The sequence below is a fragment of the Mycobacterium sp. IS-3022 genome (assembly GCF_001500065.1).
In the GTDB taxonomy this organism is placed as follows: Bacteria; Actinomycetota; Actinomycetes; order Mycobacteriales; family Mycobacteriaceae; genus Mycobacterium.
This window is the reverse complement of record NZ_LQIN01000001.1, coordinates 105555-123697: the sequence shown is the minus strand read 5'-3', so window position 1 is coordinate 123697 and position 18143 is coordinate 105555. Positions and strand designations below refer to the sequence as shown.

Annotated in this window: 18 protein-coding genes, 1 tRNA gene and 1 other RNA gene; 10 read left to right on the top strand and 10 right to left on the bottom strand. The window is 68.0% G+C overall.

The annotated features are described in order from the left end of the window. Positions 1-25 precede the first annotated feature (25 nt). Positions 26-1252, top strand: a complete 1227-nt coding sequence (locus tag AU188_RS00600) for a Mur ligase family protein (protein WP_059161790.1) — start codon at positions 26-28, stop codon at positions 1250-1252. Next, the gene (locus AU188_RS00595; RefSeq protein ID WP_059161789.1) at positions 1245-1964 is read left to right on the top strand and encodes a type 1 glutamine amidotransferase; all 720 of its coding nucleotides are present in this window, start codon (positions 1245-1247) and stop codon (positions 1962-1964) included. The genes AU188_RS00600 and AU188_RS00595 overlap by 8 nt, the downstream gene beginning before the upstream one ends. A gap of 123 nt (positions 1965-2087) precedes the next feature. On the opposite strand, the gene AU188_RS00590 is transcribed toward AU188_RS00595, so the two are convergent. The 3 genes from AU188_RS00590 to AU188_RS00580 are packed head-to-tail and all read right to left on the bottom strand — an operon-like array spanning position 2088 to position 3451. Then, positions 2088-2486, bottom strand: a complete 399-nt coding sequence (locus tag AU188_RS00590; protein ID WP_059161788.1) for a hypothetical protein — start codon at positions 2484-2486, stop codon at positions 2088-2090. A 10-nt stretch (positions 2487-2496) separates the two neighbouring features. Continuing rightward, positions 2497-3108, bottom strand: coding sequence for a recombination mediator RecR (gene recR, locus AU188_RS00585; RefSeq protein WP_059101787.1), 612 nt, complete (start codon positions 3106-3108; stop codon positions 2497-2499). A 10-nt stretch (positions 3109-3118) separates the two neighbouring features. Beyond that, complete coding sequence (locus tag AU188_RS00580) at positions 3119-3451, bottom strand: YbaB/EbfC family nucleoid-associated protein (RefSeq protein ID WP_059161787.1); 333 nt, start codon at positions 3449-3451, stop codon at positions 3119-3121. A 112-nt stretch (positions 3452-3563) separates the two neighbouring features. Between AU188_RS00580 and AU188_RS00575 the strand changes: the two genes are divergently transcribed. After that, on the top strand, positions 3564-4337 hold the full coding sequence (locus AU188_RS00575) for an Rv3717 family N-acetylmuramoyl-L-alanine amidase (protein ID WP_059162230.1): 774 nt from the start codon (positions 3564-3566) through the stop codon (positions 4335-4337). Positions 4338-4394: 57 nt separating this feature from the next. Here AU188_RS00575 and AU188_RS00570 read toward each other — a convergent pair whose 3' ends face one another. After that, entirely contained in the window at positions 4395-4841 is a 447-nt protein-coding gene (locus AU188_RS00570) for an SRPBCC family protein (RefSeq protein ID WP_059161786.1), read from the bottom strand. A gap of 69 nt (positions 4842-4910) precedes the next feature. On the opposite strand from AU188_RS00570, the gene AU188_RS00565 reads away from it, so the two are divergent. Together AU188_RS00565 and AU188_RS00560 are read left to right on the top strand one after the other, a co-directional pair. Further along, a complete protein-coding gene (locus AU188_RS00565) occupies positions 4911-6323 on the top strand; it encodes an FAD-binding oxidoreductase (RefSeq protein WP_059161785.1) in 1413 nt (470 codons plus the stop codon). After that, a complete protein-coding gene (locus tag AU188_RS00560) occupies positions 6320-7639 on the top strand; it encodes a class I SAM-dependent methyltransferase (RefSeq protein ID WP_059161784.1) in 1320 nt (439 codons plus the stop codon). Before AU188_RS00565 ends, AU188_RS00560 begins: the two co-directional genes overlap by 4 nt. 4 nt (positions 7640-7643) lie before the next feature. Here the strand turns inward: AU188_RS00560 and AU188_RS00555 are convergent, their stop codons facing one another. Next, positions 7644-9503, bottom strand: coding sequence for a DNA polymerase III subunits gamma/tau (locus AU188_RS00555; protein ID WP_059162229.1), 1860 nt, complete (start codon positions 9501-9503; stop codon positions 7644-7646). 193 nt (positions 9504-9696) lie between these two features. On the opposite strand from AU188_RS00555, the gene AU188_RS00550 reads away from it, so the two are divergent. Continuing rightward, positions 9697-10566: a type IV toxin-antitoxin system AbiEi family antitoxin gene (locus tag AU188_RS00550; protein WP_059161783.1), complete on the top strand. Its 870-nt coding sequence runs from the start codon at positions 9697-9699 to the stop codon at positions 10564-10566. A gap of 62 nt (positions 10567-10628) precedes the next feature. Here AU188_RS00550 and AU188_RS00545 read toward each other — a convergent pair whose 3' ends face one another. Then, positions 10629-11903, bottom strand: a complete 1275-nt coding sequence (locus tag AU188_RS00545; RefSeq protein ID WP_059161782.1) for an aspartate aminotransferase type Ic — start codon at positions 11901-11903, stop codon at positions 10629-10631. Between the two features lie 22 nt (positions 11904-11925). Further along, positions 11926-12020, bottom strand: an RNA gene (gene ffs, locus AU188_RS24740) — signal recognition particle sRNA small type. A gap of 67 nt (positions 12021-12087) precedes the next feature. Between ffs and AU188_RS00540 the strand changes: the two genes are divergently transcribed. From AU188_RS00540 to AU188_RS00530, 3 genes are all read left to right on the top strand, one after another. After that, a tRNA-Ser gene (locus AU188_RS00540) sits at positions 12088-12173 on the top strand. Positions 12174-12244: 71 nt separating this feature from the next. Continuing rightward, positions 12245-13033: a lipid uptake coordinator LucA gene (gene lucA / locus AU188_RS00535; RefSeq protein WP_059161781.1), complete on the top strand. Its 789-nt coding sequence runs from the start codon at positions 12245-12247 to the stop codon at positions 13031-13033. Positions 13034-13061: 28 nt separating this feature from the next. Next, a complete protein-coding gene (locus tag AU188_RS00530) occupies positions 13062-14078 on the top strand; it encodes a S1C family serine protease (protein ID WP_059161780.1) in 1017 nt (338 codons plus the stop codon). Here the strand turns inward: AU188_RS00530 and AU188_RS00525 are convergent. Further along, entirely contained in the window at positions 14075-14731 is a 657-nt protein-coding gene (locus AU188_RS00525) for a TetR/AcrR family transcriptional regulator (RefSeq protein ID WP_059162228.1), read from the bottom strand. The two genes, AU188_RS00530 and AU188_RS00525, sit on opposite strands and share 4 nt — an antisense overlap. A gap of 88 nt (positions 14732-14819) precedes the next feature. On the opposite strand from AU188_RS00525, the gene AU188_RS00520 reads away from it, so the two are divergent. Continuing rightward, positions 14820-15887, top strand: a complete 1068-nt coding sequence (locus AU188_RS00520) for an NAD(P)H-dependent amine dehydrogenase family protein (protein ID WP_059162227.1) — start codon at positions 14820-14822, stop codon at positions 15885-15887. 31 nt (positions 15888-15918) lie between these two features. Here AU188_RS00520 and AU188_RS00515 read toward each other — a convergent pair whose 3' ends face one another. Together AU188_RS00515 and AU188_RS25160 are read right to left on the bottom strand one after the other, a co-directional pair. Then, the gene (locus tag AU188_RS00515; RefSeq protein ID WP_059161779.1) at positions 15919-16401 is read right to left on the bottom strand and encodes a hypothetical protein; all 483 of its coding nucleotides are present in this window, start codon (positions 16399-16401) and stop codon (positions 15919-15921) included. 67 nt (positions 16402-16468) lie between these two features. Then, positions 16469-18142, bottom strand: coding sequence for a hypothetical protein (locus AU188_RS25160; RefSeq protein WP_059161778.1), 1674 nt, complete (start codon positions 18140-18142; stop codon positions 16469-16471). Between the last annotated feature and the right edge of the window lies 1 nt (position 18143).

Below are 18143 nucleotides of genomic sequence, written 5' to 3'. Positions count from 1 at the left end.
GTGTCGGCTCCTTAGAATCCCGGGGATGGTCACGACTCGGGGACGGGCAGCACTCGCGGCGGGCGCAGCCGCGCGCTGGGCGTCGCGCGTCACCGGGCGCGGTGCGGGCGCGATGATCGGCGGGCTGGTCGCATTGGCCCTCGACAAGTCGTTGCTGCACCAGTTGGGCCGGGACCGCCGCACTGTGGTGGTGACCGGAACCAACGGCAAGTCGACGACCACCCGGATGGTCGCCGCGGCGCTGCGCACGGTCGGCGCAGTGGCCACCAACGACACGGGTGCCAACATGGACGCCGGTCTGGTCGCGGCCCTCGCAGGTGCCCGTGACGCCGGGCTCGCCGCCCTCGAGGTCGACGAGATGCACGTGCCCCACGTAGCCGATGCCACCGACCCGCAAGTCGTCGTGCTGCTGAACCTGTCGCGGGACCAACTGGACCGCGTCGGCGAGATCAACCACATCGAGCGCACACTGCGCGGCGGGCTGGCCCGTCATCCATCGGCCGTGGTCGTGGCGAACTGTGACGACGTGCTGATGACGTCGGCAGCCTACGACAGCCCGAATGTCGTGTGGGTGGCCGCGGGCGGCAGCTGGGCCAACGACTCGGTGAGCTGCCCCCGGTCGGGTGAGATCATCGTGCGCGACGGTTCGCACTGGTATTCCACCGGAACGGATTTCAAGCGTCCGAGCCCGCAATGGTGGTTCGATGAATCGAACATCCATGGGCCGGAAGGGTTTTCGTCGCCGATGACGCTGGCGCTGCCCGGCGCGGTCAACCGTGGCAACGCCACCCAGGCCGTGGCCGCCGCGGTGGCGATGGGCGTCGACGCGGCCGCAGCGGTTGCGGCGGTGTCCGCCGTCGACGAGGTCGCGGGCCGGTACCGCACTGTTCGACTCGGCGAGCACACCGTGCGTGTGCTGCTGGCCAAGAACCCCGCGGGCTGGCAGGAGGCGCTGTCGATGGTCGACAAACACGGTGCGGGCGTGGTGATCTCGGTCAACGGGCAGGTGCCCGACGGCGAGGATCTGTCGTGGCTGTGGGATGTGCGGTTCGAGCATTTCGGCGATACCCAAGTCGTGGCCGCCGGTGAACGCGGCACCGACCTCGCGGTGCGCCTCGGCTACGCCGGCGTCGAGCACACGCTGGTGCACGACACGCTCAACGCGATCGAGTCATGCCCGCCGGGGCACGTCGAGGTGATCGCGAACTACACGGCGTTTCTGCAGCTGAACAGGCGGCTGCCCGGTGGCTGAGTCGACGGTGCGCATCGGGCTGGTGCTGCCCGACGTGATGGGCACCTACGGTGACGGCGGCAACGCCGTCGTACTGCGAGAACGCCTGCGGCTGCGGGGAATCGACGCCGAGGTCGTGGAGATCACGCTGAGCGACCCGGTGCCCGCCGAACTGGACCTGTACACCCTCGGCGGCGCCGAGGACTACGCGCAACGGCTGGCCACCAGGCACCTGCTGCGGTATCCGGGTCTGCAGCAGGCCGCCGGACGCGGCGCGCCGGTGCTGGCGATCTGCGCGGCGATTCAGGTGCTGGGGCACTGGTATGAGACCTCGTCGGGGGACCGTGTCGACGGCGTCGGCCTGCTCGACGTCACCACCTCGCCGCAGGATGCGCGCACGATCGGCGAGGTGGTGTCGGAGCCGTTGTTGGCCGGCTTGTCGCAGCGGCTCACGGGTTTCGAGAACCACCGCGGCGGAACGGTTCTCGGTGGTGATTCGCGGCCGTTGGCCCGGGTCGAGAAGGGTGCGGGCAACCGGGCTGGCGACGGCTACGACGGTGCGGTGCAGGGCAGCGTCGTCGCGACCTATCTGCACGGCCCGTGCCTGGCCCGCAATCCGGAGCTGGCCGACCATCTGCTGAGCAAGGTGGTGGGCGAGCTGCCGCCGCTCGAGCTGCCCGAGGTCGACCGGCTTCGCCGTGAACGCCTGGCCGCACCGCGGCGGGCGTCTTAGTTGTTGCATCTTTGAATTGTGTTGCGCGCGAGAACGCGTCTACCAAGCGTCGATAGCTGTGACTCCTGAGGCTAGGCGGGCGAGCCCGACGGCGCCGATCGGCTCGGGTTACAAGGGCGGTGGTTACAGCCCGAGGTCGCGCAGGAACTGCGGCTTGTAGGCCTCGAGGATCACGTAGCTCGGGTCCGGTGCGGGCGCCTCGCGCGCGTCGTCGGACACCTCGTGCCCGCTGACCGGGTCCACCCACTCCTGGCTCGAGGCGTCCCACCGGCTCAGGGTGTACTGCGCACTCACGTGGTCGTCGGCCACCAACGCGCGCAGCGTGCGTTCGGCCTCCTGCGCATCGGCGAGCGTGTGGGTGTACAGCTGGATGCGATCGCCGTCGCGCGTCACCGTCACCCGCGACCCGAGCCGTCGGCGCGCGCCGTCGTCCAGATCCAGGGTTCGCAGCTTCTCCCAGAACGAGAGCCGGTGCTCATCGCTGCCCAGCTCGACCTCGACCTTGAACTCCTCGTCCGGCATGACGGCCAACCTATGCCATGGCCCGGCGGCCAGCCAGCGCCCTGCCCAACGTCAGCTCGTCGGCGAATTCCAGATCCCCGCCCATCGGCAGACCGGACGCGATCCGCGTCACGGTCAGCCCCGGGATGTCGCGCAGCATGCGCACCAGGTACGTGGCCGTGGCCTCGCCCTCGGTGTTGGGGTCGGTCGCGATGATCACCTCGGTGACATCCACGCCGTCCACCCGCTCCCCGATCCGGTTGAGCAACTCGCGGATTCGCAGCTGTTCCGGCCCGACCCCCGACAGCGGATCCAACGCACCGCCCAGCACGTGGTAGCGGCCGCGGAACTCACGCGTGCGCTCGACGGCCTGCACATCCTTGGGCTCCTCGACCACGCACACCAGCGACGCGTCGCGCCGCGGATCGCTGCAGATGCGGCAGCGATCGTCGTCGGAGACGTTTCCGCACACCGCGCAGAACTTGACCCCGTCCCGCACCTTGTTGAGCACGGCGGTCAGCCGGTCGATGTCGGGTGGTTCCACCGACAGCAGGTGAAAGGCGATCCGCTGCGCGCTCTTCGGCCCGATACCGGGCAGCTTGCCGAGCTCGTCGATCAGATCCTGGACGGGTCCTTCAAACATGGAGGGACAATTACATTCCCGGCAGACCGATGTTGCCCATCCCGCCCGCCAGCGGCCCGAGCCGGTCGTGGGCGAGGATGGTGACCTGCTTGGAGGCGTCGGCGATCGCGCCGACGACGAGGTCCTGCAGCGTCTCGACGTCGTTGGGGTCGACGACCTTCGGATCGATGGACACGGCGACCACTTCACCGCTGCCCTTCATCGTGACCTGCACCAGACCGCCGCCGGCCTGTCCGTGCACCTCGGAGTTGGCCAGCGCCTCTTGCGCCTCCATCAGTTGCTGCTGCACCTGCTGCGCCTGCGCGAGCAGGGCCGACATATCCGGTTGGCCTCCGGGTTGCATTACTGATCCCCTTGCGTGTTGATTGCGGACGGGTTTCGACTTGGTCTCGCCTCGCCCGCTCGCGGCGGTTTGGCCTTTCAGCGTAGTCGTGGTTGCGGCTACGGTGACGCCCGTGCCTGCCCGCCTGCGTGTCGGCGCCACTCGAGCAATGCGCGGTTGCGCCGCAGTGGCCATCGGACTGCTCGTTGTCGCATCGACGCTCGTCAGCCCAGCCGGCGAAGCCGCCGCCGCGCCAGCCAGCATCGCGGGCAAGATCGTGTTCCTCGACCCGGGCCACAACGGCGCCAACGACGCGTCGATCAGCCGGCAGGTGCCCACCGGCCGCGGCGGCACCAAGGACTGCCAGGCCAGCGGCACCTCCACCGACGACGGCTACGCCGAGCACACCTTCGCCTGGGACACCACCCTGCGGATCCGTCAGGCGCTGACCGCGCTCGGCGTGCGCACCGCGATGTCGCGGGGCAACGACACCGCAGTGGGCCCCTGCGTCGACGAGCGCGCCGCGATGGCCAACTCGCTGAAGCCGAATGCGATCGTGAGCATCCACGCCGACGGCGGCCCGCCCACCGGGCGCGGATTTCACGTGCTGTACTCCTCCCCGCCGCTCAACGACGCGCAGGCGGGGCCGTCTCCACGGTTCGCGGCGATCATGCGCGACCAGTTGCAGGCGTCGGGCTTCGTGCCGTCGACCTACATCGGCTCCGGCGGCCTCAACCCGCGCTCGGACATCGCCGGGCTGAACCTCGCCCAATACCCGTCGATACTCGTCGAGCTGGGCAACATGAAGAACCCGGTCGACTCGGCGCTGATGAAAACGGCGGAAGGCCGGCAGAAGTACGCCGACGCCGTGGTGCGCGGCATCGCGGGCTTCTTGGGCGCCAGCTAGCGCGCCTCTTGCCCCTAAGCGGTTGATTGCTCGCATCTGGTGCGTGTGATCAACCGCTTAACGAGGTGAGCCCTCCACCTCTTTCTTGAGGTTCGCCAGCACCTCGGCCTGGATCTTGCGCAACCCGAGCGGCGCGAACGTCTTCTCGAAGAAGCCGCCGATACCGCCCGCGCCCTGCCAGGACGTCTTGACGGTCACCGAGGAGCCAGGCCCCGCGGGAGCGACGGTCCAGTTGGTGATCATCGACGAATTGGCGTCCTTCTCGATCACCGTGTGACCCGCAACGTCGACGTTGGCCTTCACGTCGCGCACCCGCGACTTGGTCGCCTGCAGCTTCCAACTCGCCACGGTTCCCGCGCCCTGGCCGCCCTCGAGCACCTTGAATTCGCTGTAGTGCGGCGACAGAATTCTCGGACGCACGGTCGCGTAATCCGCGACGGCCGACAACACCGCCTCCGGCGCCGCGTCGATCAAAACCGTGCTGGACGCGCTGACCTGTCCCATCTCCTACGAGCTCCTTGGTTGAAAGTTGGTTGGGTCGCATCAGGTGCCACCGCGGACTAGCGTATATGCGTGTCTGTTGCCCGAACCGACGCACGTGCTTCACATGCCGCGGGCGTGCAGCGGCTACTGTCCAGCTACCGTGCGATCCCGCCCGATGCGACCGTGCGTCTCGCCAAGCCCACGTCGAACCTGTTTCGAGCGCGCGCCAAGACCACCGTCAAGGGGTTGGACGTCTCGGGCCTGACCGGGGTCATCACCGTCGACCCCGATGCCCGCACCGCAGACGTGGCGGGCATGTGCACCTACGAAGACCTGGTGGCCGCGACGCTGCCATACGGCTTGTCCCCGTTGGTGGTACCGCAACTGAAGACGATCACGCTCGGTGGCGCGGTCACCGGGCTCGGCATCGAGTCCGCATCGTTCCGCAACGGCCTCCCGCATGAGTCGGTGCTGGAGATGGACATCCTGACCGGCACCGGCGAGGTGCTCACCGCGTCGCCGGACCAGCACGTCGACTTGTACCGGGCATTCCCGAATTCGTATGGCACTCTGGGCTATTCGGTCCGGTTGAAGATCGAGCTGGAGACGGTCCTCCCGTTCGTCGCCATTCGCCACCTGCGGTTCAACACCATCGAGGCTCTCGTCGCCGCCATGGACCGCATCGTCGAGACCGGCGGTTACGACGGAGCCCAAGTCGACTACCTCGACGGTGTGGTGTTCTCCGCCGACGAGGCGTACCTGACGCTGGGATTCCAGACCGCGACGCCTGGGCCCGTCAGCGATTACACCGGCCAGCAGATCTACTACCGCTCGATCCAGCACGCGGGCGACAACGGCGCCGAAAAGCATGACCGGCTGACGATCCACGACTACCTCTGGCGCTGGGACACCGACTGGTTCTGGTGCTCGCGGGCGTTCGGCGCGCAGAACCCGCGGATCCGCCGGTGGTGGCCAAGGCGCTACCGGCGCAGCAGCTTCTACTGGAAGCTCATCGCCTACGACCAGCGGTTCGACATCGCCGACCGGATCGAGAAGCGCAACGGGCGGTCGCCGCGCGAACGCGTCGTACAGGACGTCGAGGTGCCGATCGAGCGGGTCGCCGAGTTCCTGCACTGGTTCCTCGCCAACGTTCCGATCGAGCCGATCTGGTTGTGCCCGTTACGTCTTCGCGACGACCCGAGGACAGGTGGCGGCTGGCCGCTTTATCCTTTGCGGCCGGGCCACACCTACGTCAACGTCGGGTTCTGGTCCTCGGTGCCTATCGATCCCAACCGGCCGGCCGAGCAAGGCCACACCAACAGGCTGATCGAACGCAAGGTCAGTGAACTCGACGGACACAAATCGCTGTACTCGGATTCGTACTACGGCCGCGACGAGTTTGACGATCTCTACGGCGGGGAAACCTACAAGATCGTCAAAAAGGCCTACGATCCAGATTCCCGGCTCCTCGATCTGTATGCGAAGGCGGTGCAAAGACGATGACGACCTTCAAGGAAAACGCCGCACATTCTCACGCGCCGGCCAGAAAGCTTACGTTGGCGGAGATCCTGGAGATCCTCGCCGCGGGGAACCTACCGCTGAGATTCACAGCCTATGACGGTAGTTCGGCCGGGCCCGAGGATTCGCCGCTCGGCCTCGAATTGCTGACCCCCCGCGGCACCACCTACCTGGCGACCGCGTTCGGCGATTTGGGCTTGGCGCGGGCCTACGTGTCGGGCGATTTGGAACCGCACGGAGTGCACCCAGGCGATCCCTACGAGCTGCTCAAGGCGCTCGCTGACAAGATGGATTTCAAACGACCGCCCGCGCGGGTGCTCGCCAACATCGTGCGTTCCATCGGCATCGAGCACCTCAAGCCGATCGCGCCGCCGCCGCAGGAGGCACTGCCACGCTGGCGTCGAATCGCAGAGGGCCTGCGGCACAGCAAGACCCGTGACGCCGAGGCGATCCATCACCACTACGACGTGTCCAACACCTTCTACGAGTGGGTGCTGGGCCCGTCGATGACCTACACCTGCGCCTGCTATCCGCACCAGGGGGCCACCCTGGAGGAAGCGCAGGAGAACAAGTACCGGCTGGTGTTCGAGAAGCTGCGGCTCAAGCCCGGCGATCGGCTGCTAGACGTGGGCTGCGGTTGGGGCGGCATGGTGCGCTACGCCGCGCGCCACGGAGTCAAGGCGATCGGCGTCACGCTGTCGAGAGAGCAGGCGTCCTGGGCGCAGAAGGCGATCGCGGAGGACGGCCTCGGCGATCTGGCCGAGGTTCGGCACGGTGACTACCGCGACGTCCGCGAGGACGGCTTCGACGCGGTCTCGTCGATCGGGCTGACCGAGCACATCGGCGTGCACAACTATCCGGCCTACTTCGCGTTCCTGCAGTCGAGGATGCGTGCCGGCGCGTTGCTGCTCAACCACTGCATCACGCGTCCGGACAACAGAACCGGGGCGACTGCTGGAGGCTTCATCGACCGCTACGTCTTCCCCGACGGTGAGCTGACCGGGTCCGGACGGATCATCAGCGAGGCGCAGGACGTGGGCCTGGAGGTCCTGCACGAGGAGAACCTGCGCAACCACTACGCGCTGACGTTGCGCGACTGGTGTCGCAACCTGGTGGAGCACTGGGATGAGGCCGTCGCCGAGGTCGGCCTGGCGACCGCCAAGGTGTGGGGCTTGTACATGGCCGGGTCGCGCCTCGGGTTCGAGACGAATGTGGTTCAGCTACACCAGGTTCTGGCGGTCAAGCTGGACCGCGATGGACGCGATGGCGGGCTGCCGCTGCGGCCGTGGTGGACACCTTGAAGCGTCAGCCGTCGATGCGCCGCGCTCCCAGTTCGTTCTGCAGAAGTTCGAGCGCGGCTTCCTCGGGATCCCGGCGCGGGGTGTCGGAGGTGTCGCTGCCGGCTTCGGCCAGCATGTCTTCCTCGTCCTCGTCGCGCTGCGCCGGCGCGGGCACGTCGGCGGCCGGCTTGGTCTGAGCGGCCACAGGATCCGCAGAACCGGTCTCGCAGCGGATCTTCCAGTTCACCCCGAGGGCGTCCTTCAACGCTTCGCGGATGACGTCGGCGTTGCGCTGTTCGGCCAACCGCTTGGCCAGCGGCGCCGAGTCGTGGCTGAGGACCAGCGTGTCGCCCTCGATCGCGCGGACGATCGCGCCCGACAACATCACCTCGGTGGTGCGGCTGCGTTCGCGGACCTTGTCGCGCACCGTCGACCACATGCTGCGCACGGCCGCCGCGTTCGGCTCGCCGGCCGCCGCCGGTGCCTCCACCACCGGGTCCGACGGCGGTCGCACCGGTGGAGGCGACGGCGGCTTCTCTTCGGGCGCCTTGTCTTCAGACGCTTTGTCTTCCCGCGCCTTTTCCTGGGGCGCCCTGACTTCGGGCACCGGTTCGGTGGGCGCCGAGAGCTCGGGCGGAGCCTGACGCGGTTCGGCCGCCTTGCTCTTGCGGGCGTACTGCCTCGGCGGCCCGCTGCCCTGCGCCGCTGCGCCCTCTCCGGCCGGAAGCGACATGTCCAGCCGGGTCTCGATGCGCTCGACACGTTGCAGCAGCGCCGATTCGGTGTCGCTGGCCGACGGCAGCAGCAGCCGCGCGCACACCACTTCGAGAAGCAGTCGAGGCGCAGTGGCGCCCCGCATCTCGCCGAGCCCGGCATGCACCACCTCGGCGTAGCGGGTCAGCGTCGCAGTCCCGATGCGCGTCGCCTGCTCACGCATCCGCTCGAGCACATCCTCCGGCCCGTCGACGACGCCACGCGCTCCCGCGTCGGGCACCGACTGCAGCACGATCAGGTCGCGGAACCGCTCCAACAAGTCGGTCGCGAACCGGCGCGGGTCGTGGCCGGCGTCGATCACCGCCTCGACAACCCCGAAGAGGGCGGCGGCGTCGTTGGCGGCGAGCGCGTCGATCGCGTCGTCGATCAGCGCGACGTCCGTCGCACCGAGCAGCGCCAGAGCCCGCGCATACGTGACGTGGTTGCCCTCGGCTCCCGCCAGCAACTGGTCGAGCACCGACAACGTGTCGCGCGGCGATCCGCCACCGGCGCGGATCACCAACGGATACACCGCGTCGTCGACGGTCACGCCCTCCTGCGCGCAGATGCCCTCCAGCAGCGACCGCATGGTGCGCGGGGCAAGCAACCGGAACGGGTAGTGATGCGTGCGCGAGCGGATGGTCGGCAGCACCTTCTCCGGTTCGGTGGTCGCGAACACGAAGATCAGGTGTTCCGGCGGTTCCTCGACGATCTTCAGCAGCGCGTTGAAGCCGGCCGTGGTGACCATGTGCGCTTCGTCGACGATGAAGATCCGGTACCGCGACTGCGCCGGTGCATAGAACGCGCGGTCGCGCAGCTCGCGGGTGTCGTCCACGCCGCCGTGGCTGGCTGCGTCGAGTTCGACGACGTCGACGCTGCCCGGCCCGTTGGGCGCGAGCGCCACACACGAGTCGCACACCCCGCACGGGGTGGCCGTCGGTCCCTGCGCGCAGTTCAGCGAGCGGGCCAGGATGCGCGCCGACGAGGTCTTGCCGCACCCCCGCGGACCGGAGAACAGGTACGCGTGATTGATCCGGCCCGAGGAAAGGGCCGTCGACAGGGGCTCGGTGACATGTTCCTGTCCGACGACTTCGGCGAACGTCGCAGGCCGGTACTTGCGGTAGAGCGCCACGCTCAGCAGGCTACCGATGCGGTCTGACGCACCGGCGGGCCGCCACTGCGTCTCTGGATTGTGCATCTGACGACGGTTGGGGTGCGATGCGCGTCGTCAGATTCACAAACGGGTTCGGCCGGGCGGCGCAACTCTGTGGATGACTCGTCGACCGCAGCCCTGATCCGTCGGTCCACGCGTGCACCGTACGGGCATGACCGAGCTGCCGTGGCCGTTCGTCGGAACCGAAGCGTTGTCGACAGGCAGCATCTCCGAGCGCACGATGCGCCGCCTGTACGCACCGATGTATCCGGGGATCTACGTCCCACGCGACGCCACCGTGTCGGCGCAGCATCGTGCCCAGGCGGCCTGGCTGTGGTCGAAGCGGCGCGGAGTCGTTGCCGGCCTGTCGGCGGCGGCGGTCCTGGGTACCAAGTGGATCGATCCGTCGGAGGCCGCGGAGCTGATCCACGACAATCGGAGGCCGCCACCGAAACTCGTCGTCAGGACTGAACGGGTGCTGCCGAACGAACTCGTGACGATAAGCGAGATGCGCGTGACCACGCCGGCCCGCACCGCGTTCGACCTCGGTCGCCATCTCGAGTCTCGGACCGTCGCAGTGCAACGACTCGACGCTCTGGCCAATGCGACTGGTCTCAAACACGTCGACGTGGAGGCGGTGATCGCTGCACACGCGGGGGCCCGCGGCATTCCGCGACTGCGCAGCGTGCTTCCGCTGATGGACGGCGGTGCGGAATCCCCACAAGAGACGCTTGCCCGGCTGGCGTTGATCGATGCGGGCCTTCCGGCCCCGCAGACGCAGGTCCGGATATTCGACGAGTACGGGCAGTTCGTCGCACGCGTCGACATGGCGTATGAGGATTTTAAAGTCGGTATCGAATACGACGGGCCGCAACACTGGACCGATCCCGCAGTGCGGCAGCGCGATATCGATAAGCAGTTCGTATTGACCGGGCTGGATTGGCTGATCATCCGGGTCAGCAGAGACCTGCTGCGTTATCGGCGCTCCACCTATGTAGCCAGGGTCGAGAGCGCGTTGTATTCGCGCGGGTTTCGATTGTGAATCTGGCGACGTTTTCGGGCGGATTTCGTCGTCAGATTCACAAACGGGCCTAAGAGACGGGCCTAGGAGAGCAGCGATTCGGTGGCCGACAGCAGTGCACAGGTGGCCAGGCCGTCGATCGCCGCCCGCAGCTCCGGTTCGGCGGGGAACGTCGGCGCGATCCGGATGTTCTTGTCCTCCGGGTCGTTTCGATACGGGAACGTCGCCCCGGCCTCGGTCACCGCGATGCCGGCGTCCTTCGCCAGCGCCACCGTGCGCTTGGCCGTCCCGGGCAGCACGTCGAGGCTGATGAAGTAGCCGCCCTTGGGTTCGGTCCACGACGCGATCTTCGATTCGCCGAGGCGGTCGGAGAGGATTTCCAGCACCGCGGCGAACTTCGGCGCCAACAATTGCTGGTGGCGTTGCATCTGCAGGCGCACTCCGTCCGCGTCGCCGAAGAAGCGCAGGTGCCGCAGTTGGTTCACCTTGTCGGGGCCGATCGACTTCTTGCCCGCATGCTGCAGATACCAGGCGATGTTGCCCAGCGACCCGCCGAGGAAGCTCACCCCGGCGCCGGCGAACGTGATCTTCGACGTCGACGCGAACACCAGCGGCCGGTTCGCGTTGCCAGCGGCTTCCGCCAGCCCGAGCACGTCGATCTGCCGGACGAAGTCGTGGGTCAACGTGTGCACCGCGTACGCGTTATCCCAGATGATTCGGAAATCTGTTGCGGCCGTGCGCATCTGGACGAGTCGGCGCACGACCTCCCACGAATAGGTGACGCCGGTCGGGTTGGAGTAGACCGGCACGCACCAGATGCCCTTGATGGCCGGGTCGGCGGCGACGAGTTCCTCGATCAGGTCGACGTCGGGGCCGTCCTCGCGCATCGGCACGGTGATCATCTCGATGCCCAGGCTCTCGGTGATCGCGAAGTGCCGGTCATAGCCGGGAGCGGGGCACAGAAACTTCAGCGTGGGCTCTTGGCTCCAGGGCCGCGGCGAGTCGGCCGTGCCGTGCAGCATCGAGAACACCACCACGTCGTGCATCAGCTCCAGGCTGGCGTTGTTGCCGGCGATGAGATTCTGCACCGGGATGCCCAGCAGCTCGCCGAAGATCGCCCGCAATTCCGGCAGCCCGTGGACACCGCCGTAGTTACGGGTGTCGGTGCCGTCACCGTCCCGGAAGTCGTCCTTGCCCGGCAGGTCCAGCAGCCCGTTCGACAGGTCCAGCTGCGCGGGCGCCGGCTTGCCCCGGGTCAGGTCCAGTTTGAGGCCTTTGGCCTGCAGCTCGGCATAGTTGCGCTTCTGCTGCTCGTGCTGTGCGGAGAGGTCGTCTCGGCCGAGCGACAGAAAAGACACCGGAAGCCTTTCGAACCGTGGAAGAAGGGGACCCCGCGCACCCGCCAGAGCCCATTGACCCTTGCTGCCTTCCGGCCCTGGGGGAGTTCACAGGATGGACGCCGCGCGGGGTCCACGGCGAGTCTAATACCAGAGCCTCCCGCATCCGGACGGGCTCATCTTCGGGGTCGGCTACCATGGCCGCGGAGGATTCGCCTAGTGGCCTATGGCGCTCGCCTGGAACGCGGGTTGGGTTAATAGCCCTCGCGGGTTCAAATCCCGCATCCTCCGCACTCGGCACGGGGTGCGATCTGCAGGCCTCGCCCGGTCGCACCCCGTCCAACCAAATGTCTAGGAGGAGTATGAGCCGCACCGTCGCGGTGATCTGGCACGCATCGTTCAGCGTCGTGGCCGGTGTTCTGTACTTCTTCTTCGTCCTGCCTCGCTGGTACGAGTTGTCTGGCGACATCCCCCACACACTGGGCATCGCGATGCGCATCGTGGTCGGTGCGCTGATCGGGCTGGCGGCGCTGCCGGTGGTGTTCACGTTGCTGCGCACCCGCAGGCCGGAGTTCGGCACACCGCTGCTGGCGCTGAGGCTGCGGACCTGGTCCATCGTGTTGCACGTGTTGGCCGGGGTCCTGATCCTGGGCGCGGCGATCGCCGAGATCTGGCTGTCGCTCGACGACGCGGGCCGGTGGTTGTTCGGCATCTACGGGGCCGCCGCGGCGATCGCCTTGCTCGCCGTCTTCGCCTTCTATCTGGCCTGGGTCGCCGAGATGCCACCACCGCCGCCGAAACCGCTCAAGGTCAAGGCGCCGAAGAAGCGGCGCGGCCGACGCAAAGGCGCCGAGAAGGACGCCGCGGAAGCTGGTGAGGAGAAAGAGGCGGAAGAGGCCGAAGAGGCGGAAGAGGCCGAAGCGTCCGAGGACGCCGAGCACGAGGACGCCTCAGCGCCAGAGAAGACCACCGCCGAGGTGGACGGCGAGGACGAAACCGTCGCTGAAGAGCCCGACTCGGGCGCCGAAGAACCCACCTCGACCGCCACCGAAGAAGCCGAGCAAACCGACGGCAAGCTGCGCAATCGCCGCCCCGAGCCGACCCGCCGGCGCCGCAGGCGACTGCGTGGCGGCGTCGTCGTAGACGATTAGCCGCCCGCGCATCGGGCAATATGGGTTCATGGGCAAAATCCCCGTCCGGCGTCCGTTCGCGGCGCTACTGATCGCGTTGGCCGCGGTGCTGGCCATGGTCGTACCGGTTATTCCGGCCACGGCGGCCCCCGCCGACCCGATCGCGGCGGCGGCGCAGGTGGAGCCGGCCGTCGTGCGCATCGACACCGAGATCGACTACCAGGGCGCCATCGGCAACGGCGCGGGTTTCGTGCTCGATCCGGGCGGCCAGGTGCTGACCAACTTCCACGTCGTGTCGGGCGCCGACCGGATCACCGCGAGCGTCGGGGGCCGGTCCTATCCCGCCGAGCTGGTCGGCTACAACCGCAGGCGTGACATCGCGGTGCTGCAACTGATCGGCGCGAACGGGTTGCCCGTCGCACCGATCGGCGATTCCGCGCAGCTGGTTCCGGGCGAACCCGTCGTGGCGCTCGGCAACGCCAACGGATCGAACGGACCGCTGACCCGCGAGGTCGGACAGGTCACCGGGTTCGGCCGTACCGTCAACGCCGAAGACACGTTGACCGGCAGCAAGGACGAACTCGCAGGGCTTTTCGAGTTCGCCGCGCCGGTGGTCGCGGGTGATTCCGGCGGACCCGTGGTCAACAGCGCCGGGCAGGTTGTCGGCATCACCACCGCGGCATCGGTGAACTACCGGTTCGGTCCGGGCGGAGAGGGCTACGCGATCCCGATCAACGACGCCATGCCGGTCGCGAACCAGATCCGGTCCCGAGCTCCCTCTGCCGAGGTGCACATCGGGCCGCCGGTGTTGCTCGGTGTCGGGGTCCGCTCGGCGCAACGCGGCCCGGGCGTGCAGATCGCCGAGGTGCTGCGCGGCGGGCCCGCTGACCGCGCCGGACTGCTCGCCGGTGACGTACTGGTCGTGCTCGACGGCACTCCCCTCGATTCGGCGACCACGCTGACCTACGTGCTGGACCGCCACTACCCCGGCGATGTGATCGACCTGACGTGGATCGACCGCAGCGGGCAGGAACGCACCGGCAAAGCCACCCTGACGCCGCTCTAAGCGTCCAGGAGGCGGTCAAGACCGCCGATCAGCAGGCCCAATTCGAAGTCGAATTGACGCTCGGCGTCGTGGCGCTGCGATTCGGCCGACGCCAGCACCGTGCGCAGTGCCGGGTAGGTGTCCTGCGGTTCGTGTTCGAGCGCCGCGGACGTCTCGGCGCGGTGCCGATGCACCCCCGATGCGGTCTGGGCGGCGCTGCTGTACGCGGCCGACTGCGCGATGTTGGACGCCGCGGTCAGGGCGTACCGGGCGGCGTCGGGCGGGAAGCCCGCGGCGAGCAGTGCGTCGAGCACCCGGTCGGCCAGCGCCAGGGCGGCCGCGGCGCCGATTCCGCGCAACCGCGTGAAATCGGTCGCTACCCCGACCTGCACCAGGCCCTCGCGGAACGCGACGCTGTATGCGCGCAGCACCGCACGCCAGTCGTCGTCGACCGGCAACTCGACGCTGGTCAGTTCGCGTTCGAACAGGTCGGCGACCATCAGCGTCAGAAGCCCCTCCCGGTCACCGACGTAGTAGTGCAGCGCCTTTCGGCTGACACCGAGCGCGTCGGCCACCGCCTGCATCGTCAGGTCTCGGCCCGCCACGCCGTGCGCCGCCGCGACGATCTGGTCTCGGCTGATCCGGGGTGGACGACCTCTGCCGCGGCCGCTCATCACGGTCACCCTAAGGGGTACGGCACATATTTTTCACCGGTCGGTAAAAACACCATCGCGACGCGTCGCGTTTCCCTATGCTGTGCGCGTGCCAAACACCCCTTATCGCGTCGTTCAGTGGACGACCGGCAATGTCGGCAAGATTTCGGTCGAGGCGATCGCCAAGAACCCGAACTACGAACTCGTCGGCCTCTACGCGTGGTCGAAGGACAAGGTGGGCCGGGACGCCGGTGAGCTCGCCGGCATTGCATCCCTCGGCGTGCAGGCCACCAACGACGTCGACGCGCTGCTCGCGCTGAAGCCCGACGTGGTCGTCTACAACCCGATGTGGATCGACGTCGACGAACTGGTCCGCATCCTCGAGGCCGGCGTCAACGTCGTGGCGTCGGCGTCCTTCATCACCGGCCACAACCTCGGCGCCGGCCGGGACAAACTCGAAGAGGCGTGCCGACGGGGCGGTTCGACGCTGTTCGGTTCCGGTGTCAGCCCCGGCTTCGCCGAACTGCTCGCCATCGTCGCCTCGACGGCCTGCGATCGGGTCGACAAGGTCACCATCTCCGAATCCGCCGACACCACGCTCTACGACTCCCCCGACACGGAGCGGCCGACCGGCTTCGGCACCGCGATCGACGACCCGACCCTGCCCCCGATGGCCGCCAACGGCACCGCGGTGTTCGCCGAAGCGGTGCGCCTGGTCGCCGACTCCATCGGCGTCGAACTCGACGAGATCAAGTGTGTCTCCGAATATGCCCAGACCACAGAGGATCTCGTGATGGCGTCGTGGACCATCCCGGCCGGACATGTTGCGGGCGTCTATGCCAGCTGGCAGGGCATGGTGAACGGGAAGACCGTCGTCGACATCAACGTCCGGTGGAAAAAGGGGCAGACGCTCGATCCGGACTGGCAGCTCGACGGTGACGGCTGGAAGATCACTGTCGACGGCCGGCCGACGGTCAACATGCAGGTCGGTTTCCTACCGCCGCCGGACATGATCGAGAACGCCAAGTCGATCGAGGACTTCTTCGTGCTCGGGCACATCATGACCGCAATGCCGCCGATCCATGCGATACCGGCGGTCGTGGCTGCGGCGCCCGGTATCGCCACCTACAACGACCTGCCGCTACCGCAGGCCCGCGGGGTCGGGCCGAAGAGCTGACGCCGGTTCTCCGCCGATGGCCGCGTCGTGACTATGGGCGAGGCGGAGGCACCGCAGCACCGTTGACGCCCATGACGGTCGCCTTCAGCTGGGCGTTCGGCGGTCCTTCCAGGACAACGTCTTTGAGTATCTTGGCCTGATCCCTGTGCACGGTGAACTCACCCTTCTGCGGCGCCGCGCCGCCGACGACTTCGTAGAAGACCGTGAACGGAGTATCGGGAAGTGGGTGCAGTCCAATGTATTTCGGCTCGATCGTATACCTGTAGGTACAGGCGGACGGTCCCGGTGGGCACTGCCGGTCGGTGACGATCACGTTGACCGTGAACTCCACCGGTGTCGGAACCTTCGCCGGCGGCGGAGCTAACGTGGAGCGCGGCGTTGTCGCCCGCTGCGCCTGCTCGGGCGCGTTGACACTGCCGAGGATCATCACGGCCGCCATGCCGACGCCGCCGGCGATGAGGGCGAGCAGCGCCAGTCCCGCGGACCATTTGCGGACGGCAGTCGACACGCGCATGCGTCAAGGAAACCTGGTGGGCCACCGGATGCGCGGCGTTTCCGTCGCATTACCGACGGCGGTTCTCTCAGTGCCTGATCCGGCGGCGTCTGCCGAGGAACAGCGTCAGGAAGATCCCGCCGAGACCCAGTGCCGCAACCAGCGCGGCCGCGACGATCAACGTGATGTCCTTGCCGCTGAGGCCGGTGGGCGAGGAGTCACTTACCAGCTGCAGGTCGTAGTCGCCGGGCAACGGGCCCTCCCCGGGGCCTTCCATACCCGGGAAGCTCTGAGTCTGGTGAACCTCGAATTGCGGTACGCCGCTGTCGTTTTGCTTCCATTCCCCCCAAGCCGGGGTGACGCCGTCGAGTAGGACTTTGTGCGCACCGCCGACGGCCGGGTCAGGGCCGACGTCGACAATCTTTCGGACCACGATCGGCCGATATGTCGCGTTCGTGTACTTGACCTGGACCGGGACATCGGTGAGCGTCCGCACCGGTGGAGGCGGCGGCGGAGGTGGCAGCCCCGGTCCGGGGAAGTAGCCACCGCCGAAGAAGTTGCCGACCGCGACGTCGATCGGAATCCCGAAGGGATTGAGTCGCAGTGCGGTGAAGTTGTACGACCCGAGATCGCGCACTTCGGTGACGATGCGGCCCAGCGGGGGGATGAGCAGGATCCGCGGCACCCCGGCTACCTCGTAGACCAGCTGCAGCGGTTCCGGGTAAGGGTTGAAGATCAGCGGCCTGAAGTACCGGTCGTATTCCACCCAGTCCGGTTGCCATTGCAACACTCTCAACGGCGCGGTCGCACCGCCCGCCTCAGCGGCGCCGCTCGCCGGGGCGTTGGCGCCGGGATCTGCCGCGGGGACGACCAGGTTCCTGAGGCGGTCGATCTCCGCCGGCGGCGCAGGCGGCGGTATTTCCTGGACGGGGGCAGCCAGCTGAGCGATCTTGATGTCCTGTGGCGATGCTTCCGACCTTTGCGGCTCAGGGGTTTCAGTCACGCCCGCTGCCAGTTCCGCACTTGGCGACTGCGTCACCCCCGACGAATCCGTCGTTCCGCCAACGGGAGCGGTTTCCTCGGAACTTGACTGCTGCGATCCCCCGGCGGGCACCGTCTCACTCGGCGATGCGGTGCCCGTCGTCGTCTCGGGCTGCAGGCCGGCCGGTGCACTCGTGACCGTCGGGGTTCCCGACGTCGTTGCCGGGGCCGGGGACGGCGACGTGGTGGCCGACGGCGTCGTCGCTGCCGTCGTGGCCTCGGTCGTCGCCCGCGTCGTCGGTGTCGCCTGTGACGTCGGAGTAGGACTCGGCGCGCCCGTCGTCGTCGCGCTATCCGGTGCCTGCGTCTCTTCGGTGACGACCGGGGCTTGCGTCGTAGGCTCCTGGGGCGCTTGCGGTTCCTGCGGCGGCTCCGGCGCCACGGGCGTCGGAACCTCCGTCGGCGCTTCATACGTCGGGGGTGCTTCGACCGCAGGCGGGGCTTCGACCGCAGGCGGGGCTTCGACCGCCGGTGGTGCCTCGACCGCCGGTGGTGCCTCGACCGCCGGTGGTGCCTCGACCGCCGGCGGTGCTTCGTAGGTCGGGACTTCGGCAGGCGCCTCTTCTGCGGGAGCGTAGGCGGTCTCGGTCGGTGCGGTCGTGTCCGGCTGGGCGAACGCTGGGTGCACATCGGTGCCGGCCGCGATCAACGCGACAGCCGCCACTGAAGCCAGCGCAGCCGCTAGGTGGCGGACGCGCGGAATGCTGACTGCGACAGGCACG

Coding starts and splice junctions, on each gene's coding strand:
- AU188_RS00600 (WP_059161790.1), top strand. CDS start 26: ATGGTCACGACTCGGGGACGGGCAGCACTCGCGGCGGGCGCAGCCGCG.
- AU188_RS00590 (WP_059161788.1), bottom strand. CDS start 2,486: ATGCCGGACGAGGAGTTCAAGGTCGAGGTCGAGCTGGGCAGCGATGAG.
- recR (WP_059101787.1), bottom strand. CDS start 3,108: ATGTTTGAAGGACCCGTCCAGGATCTGATCGACGAGCTCGGCAAGCTG.
- AU188_RS00580 (WP_059161787.1), bottom strand. CDS start 3,451: ATGCAACCCGGAGGCCAACCGGATATGTCGGCCCTGCTCGCGCAGGCG.
- AU188_RS00570 (WP_059161786.1), bottom strand. CDS start 4,841: ATGGGACAGGTCAGCGCGTCCAGCACGGTTTTGATCGACGCGGCGCCG.
- AU188_RS00560 (WP_059161784.1), top strand. CDS start 6,320: ATGACGACCTTCAAGGAAAACGCCGCACATTCTCACGCGCCGGCCAGA.
- AU188_RS00550 (WP_059161783.1), top strand. CDS start 9,697: ATGACCGAGCTGCCGTGGCCGTTCGTCGGAACCGAAGCGTTGTCGACA.
- lucA (WP_059161781.1), top strand. CDS start 12,245: ATGAGCCGCACCGTCGCGGTGATCTGGCACGCATCGTTCAGCGTCGTG.
- AU188_RS00530 (WP_059161780.1), top strand. CDS start 13,062: ATGGGCAAAATCCCCGTCCGGCGTCCGTTCGCGGCGCTACTGATCGCG.
- AU188_RS00525 (WP_059162228.1), bottom strand. CDS start 14,731: ATGAGCGGCCGCGGCAGAGGTCGTCCACCCCGGATCAGCCGAGACCAG.
- AU188_RS00515 (WP_059161779.1), bottom strand. CDS start 16,401: ATGCGCGTGTCGACTGCCGTCCGCAAATGGTCCGCGGGACTGGCGCTG.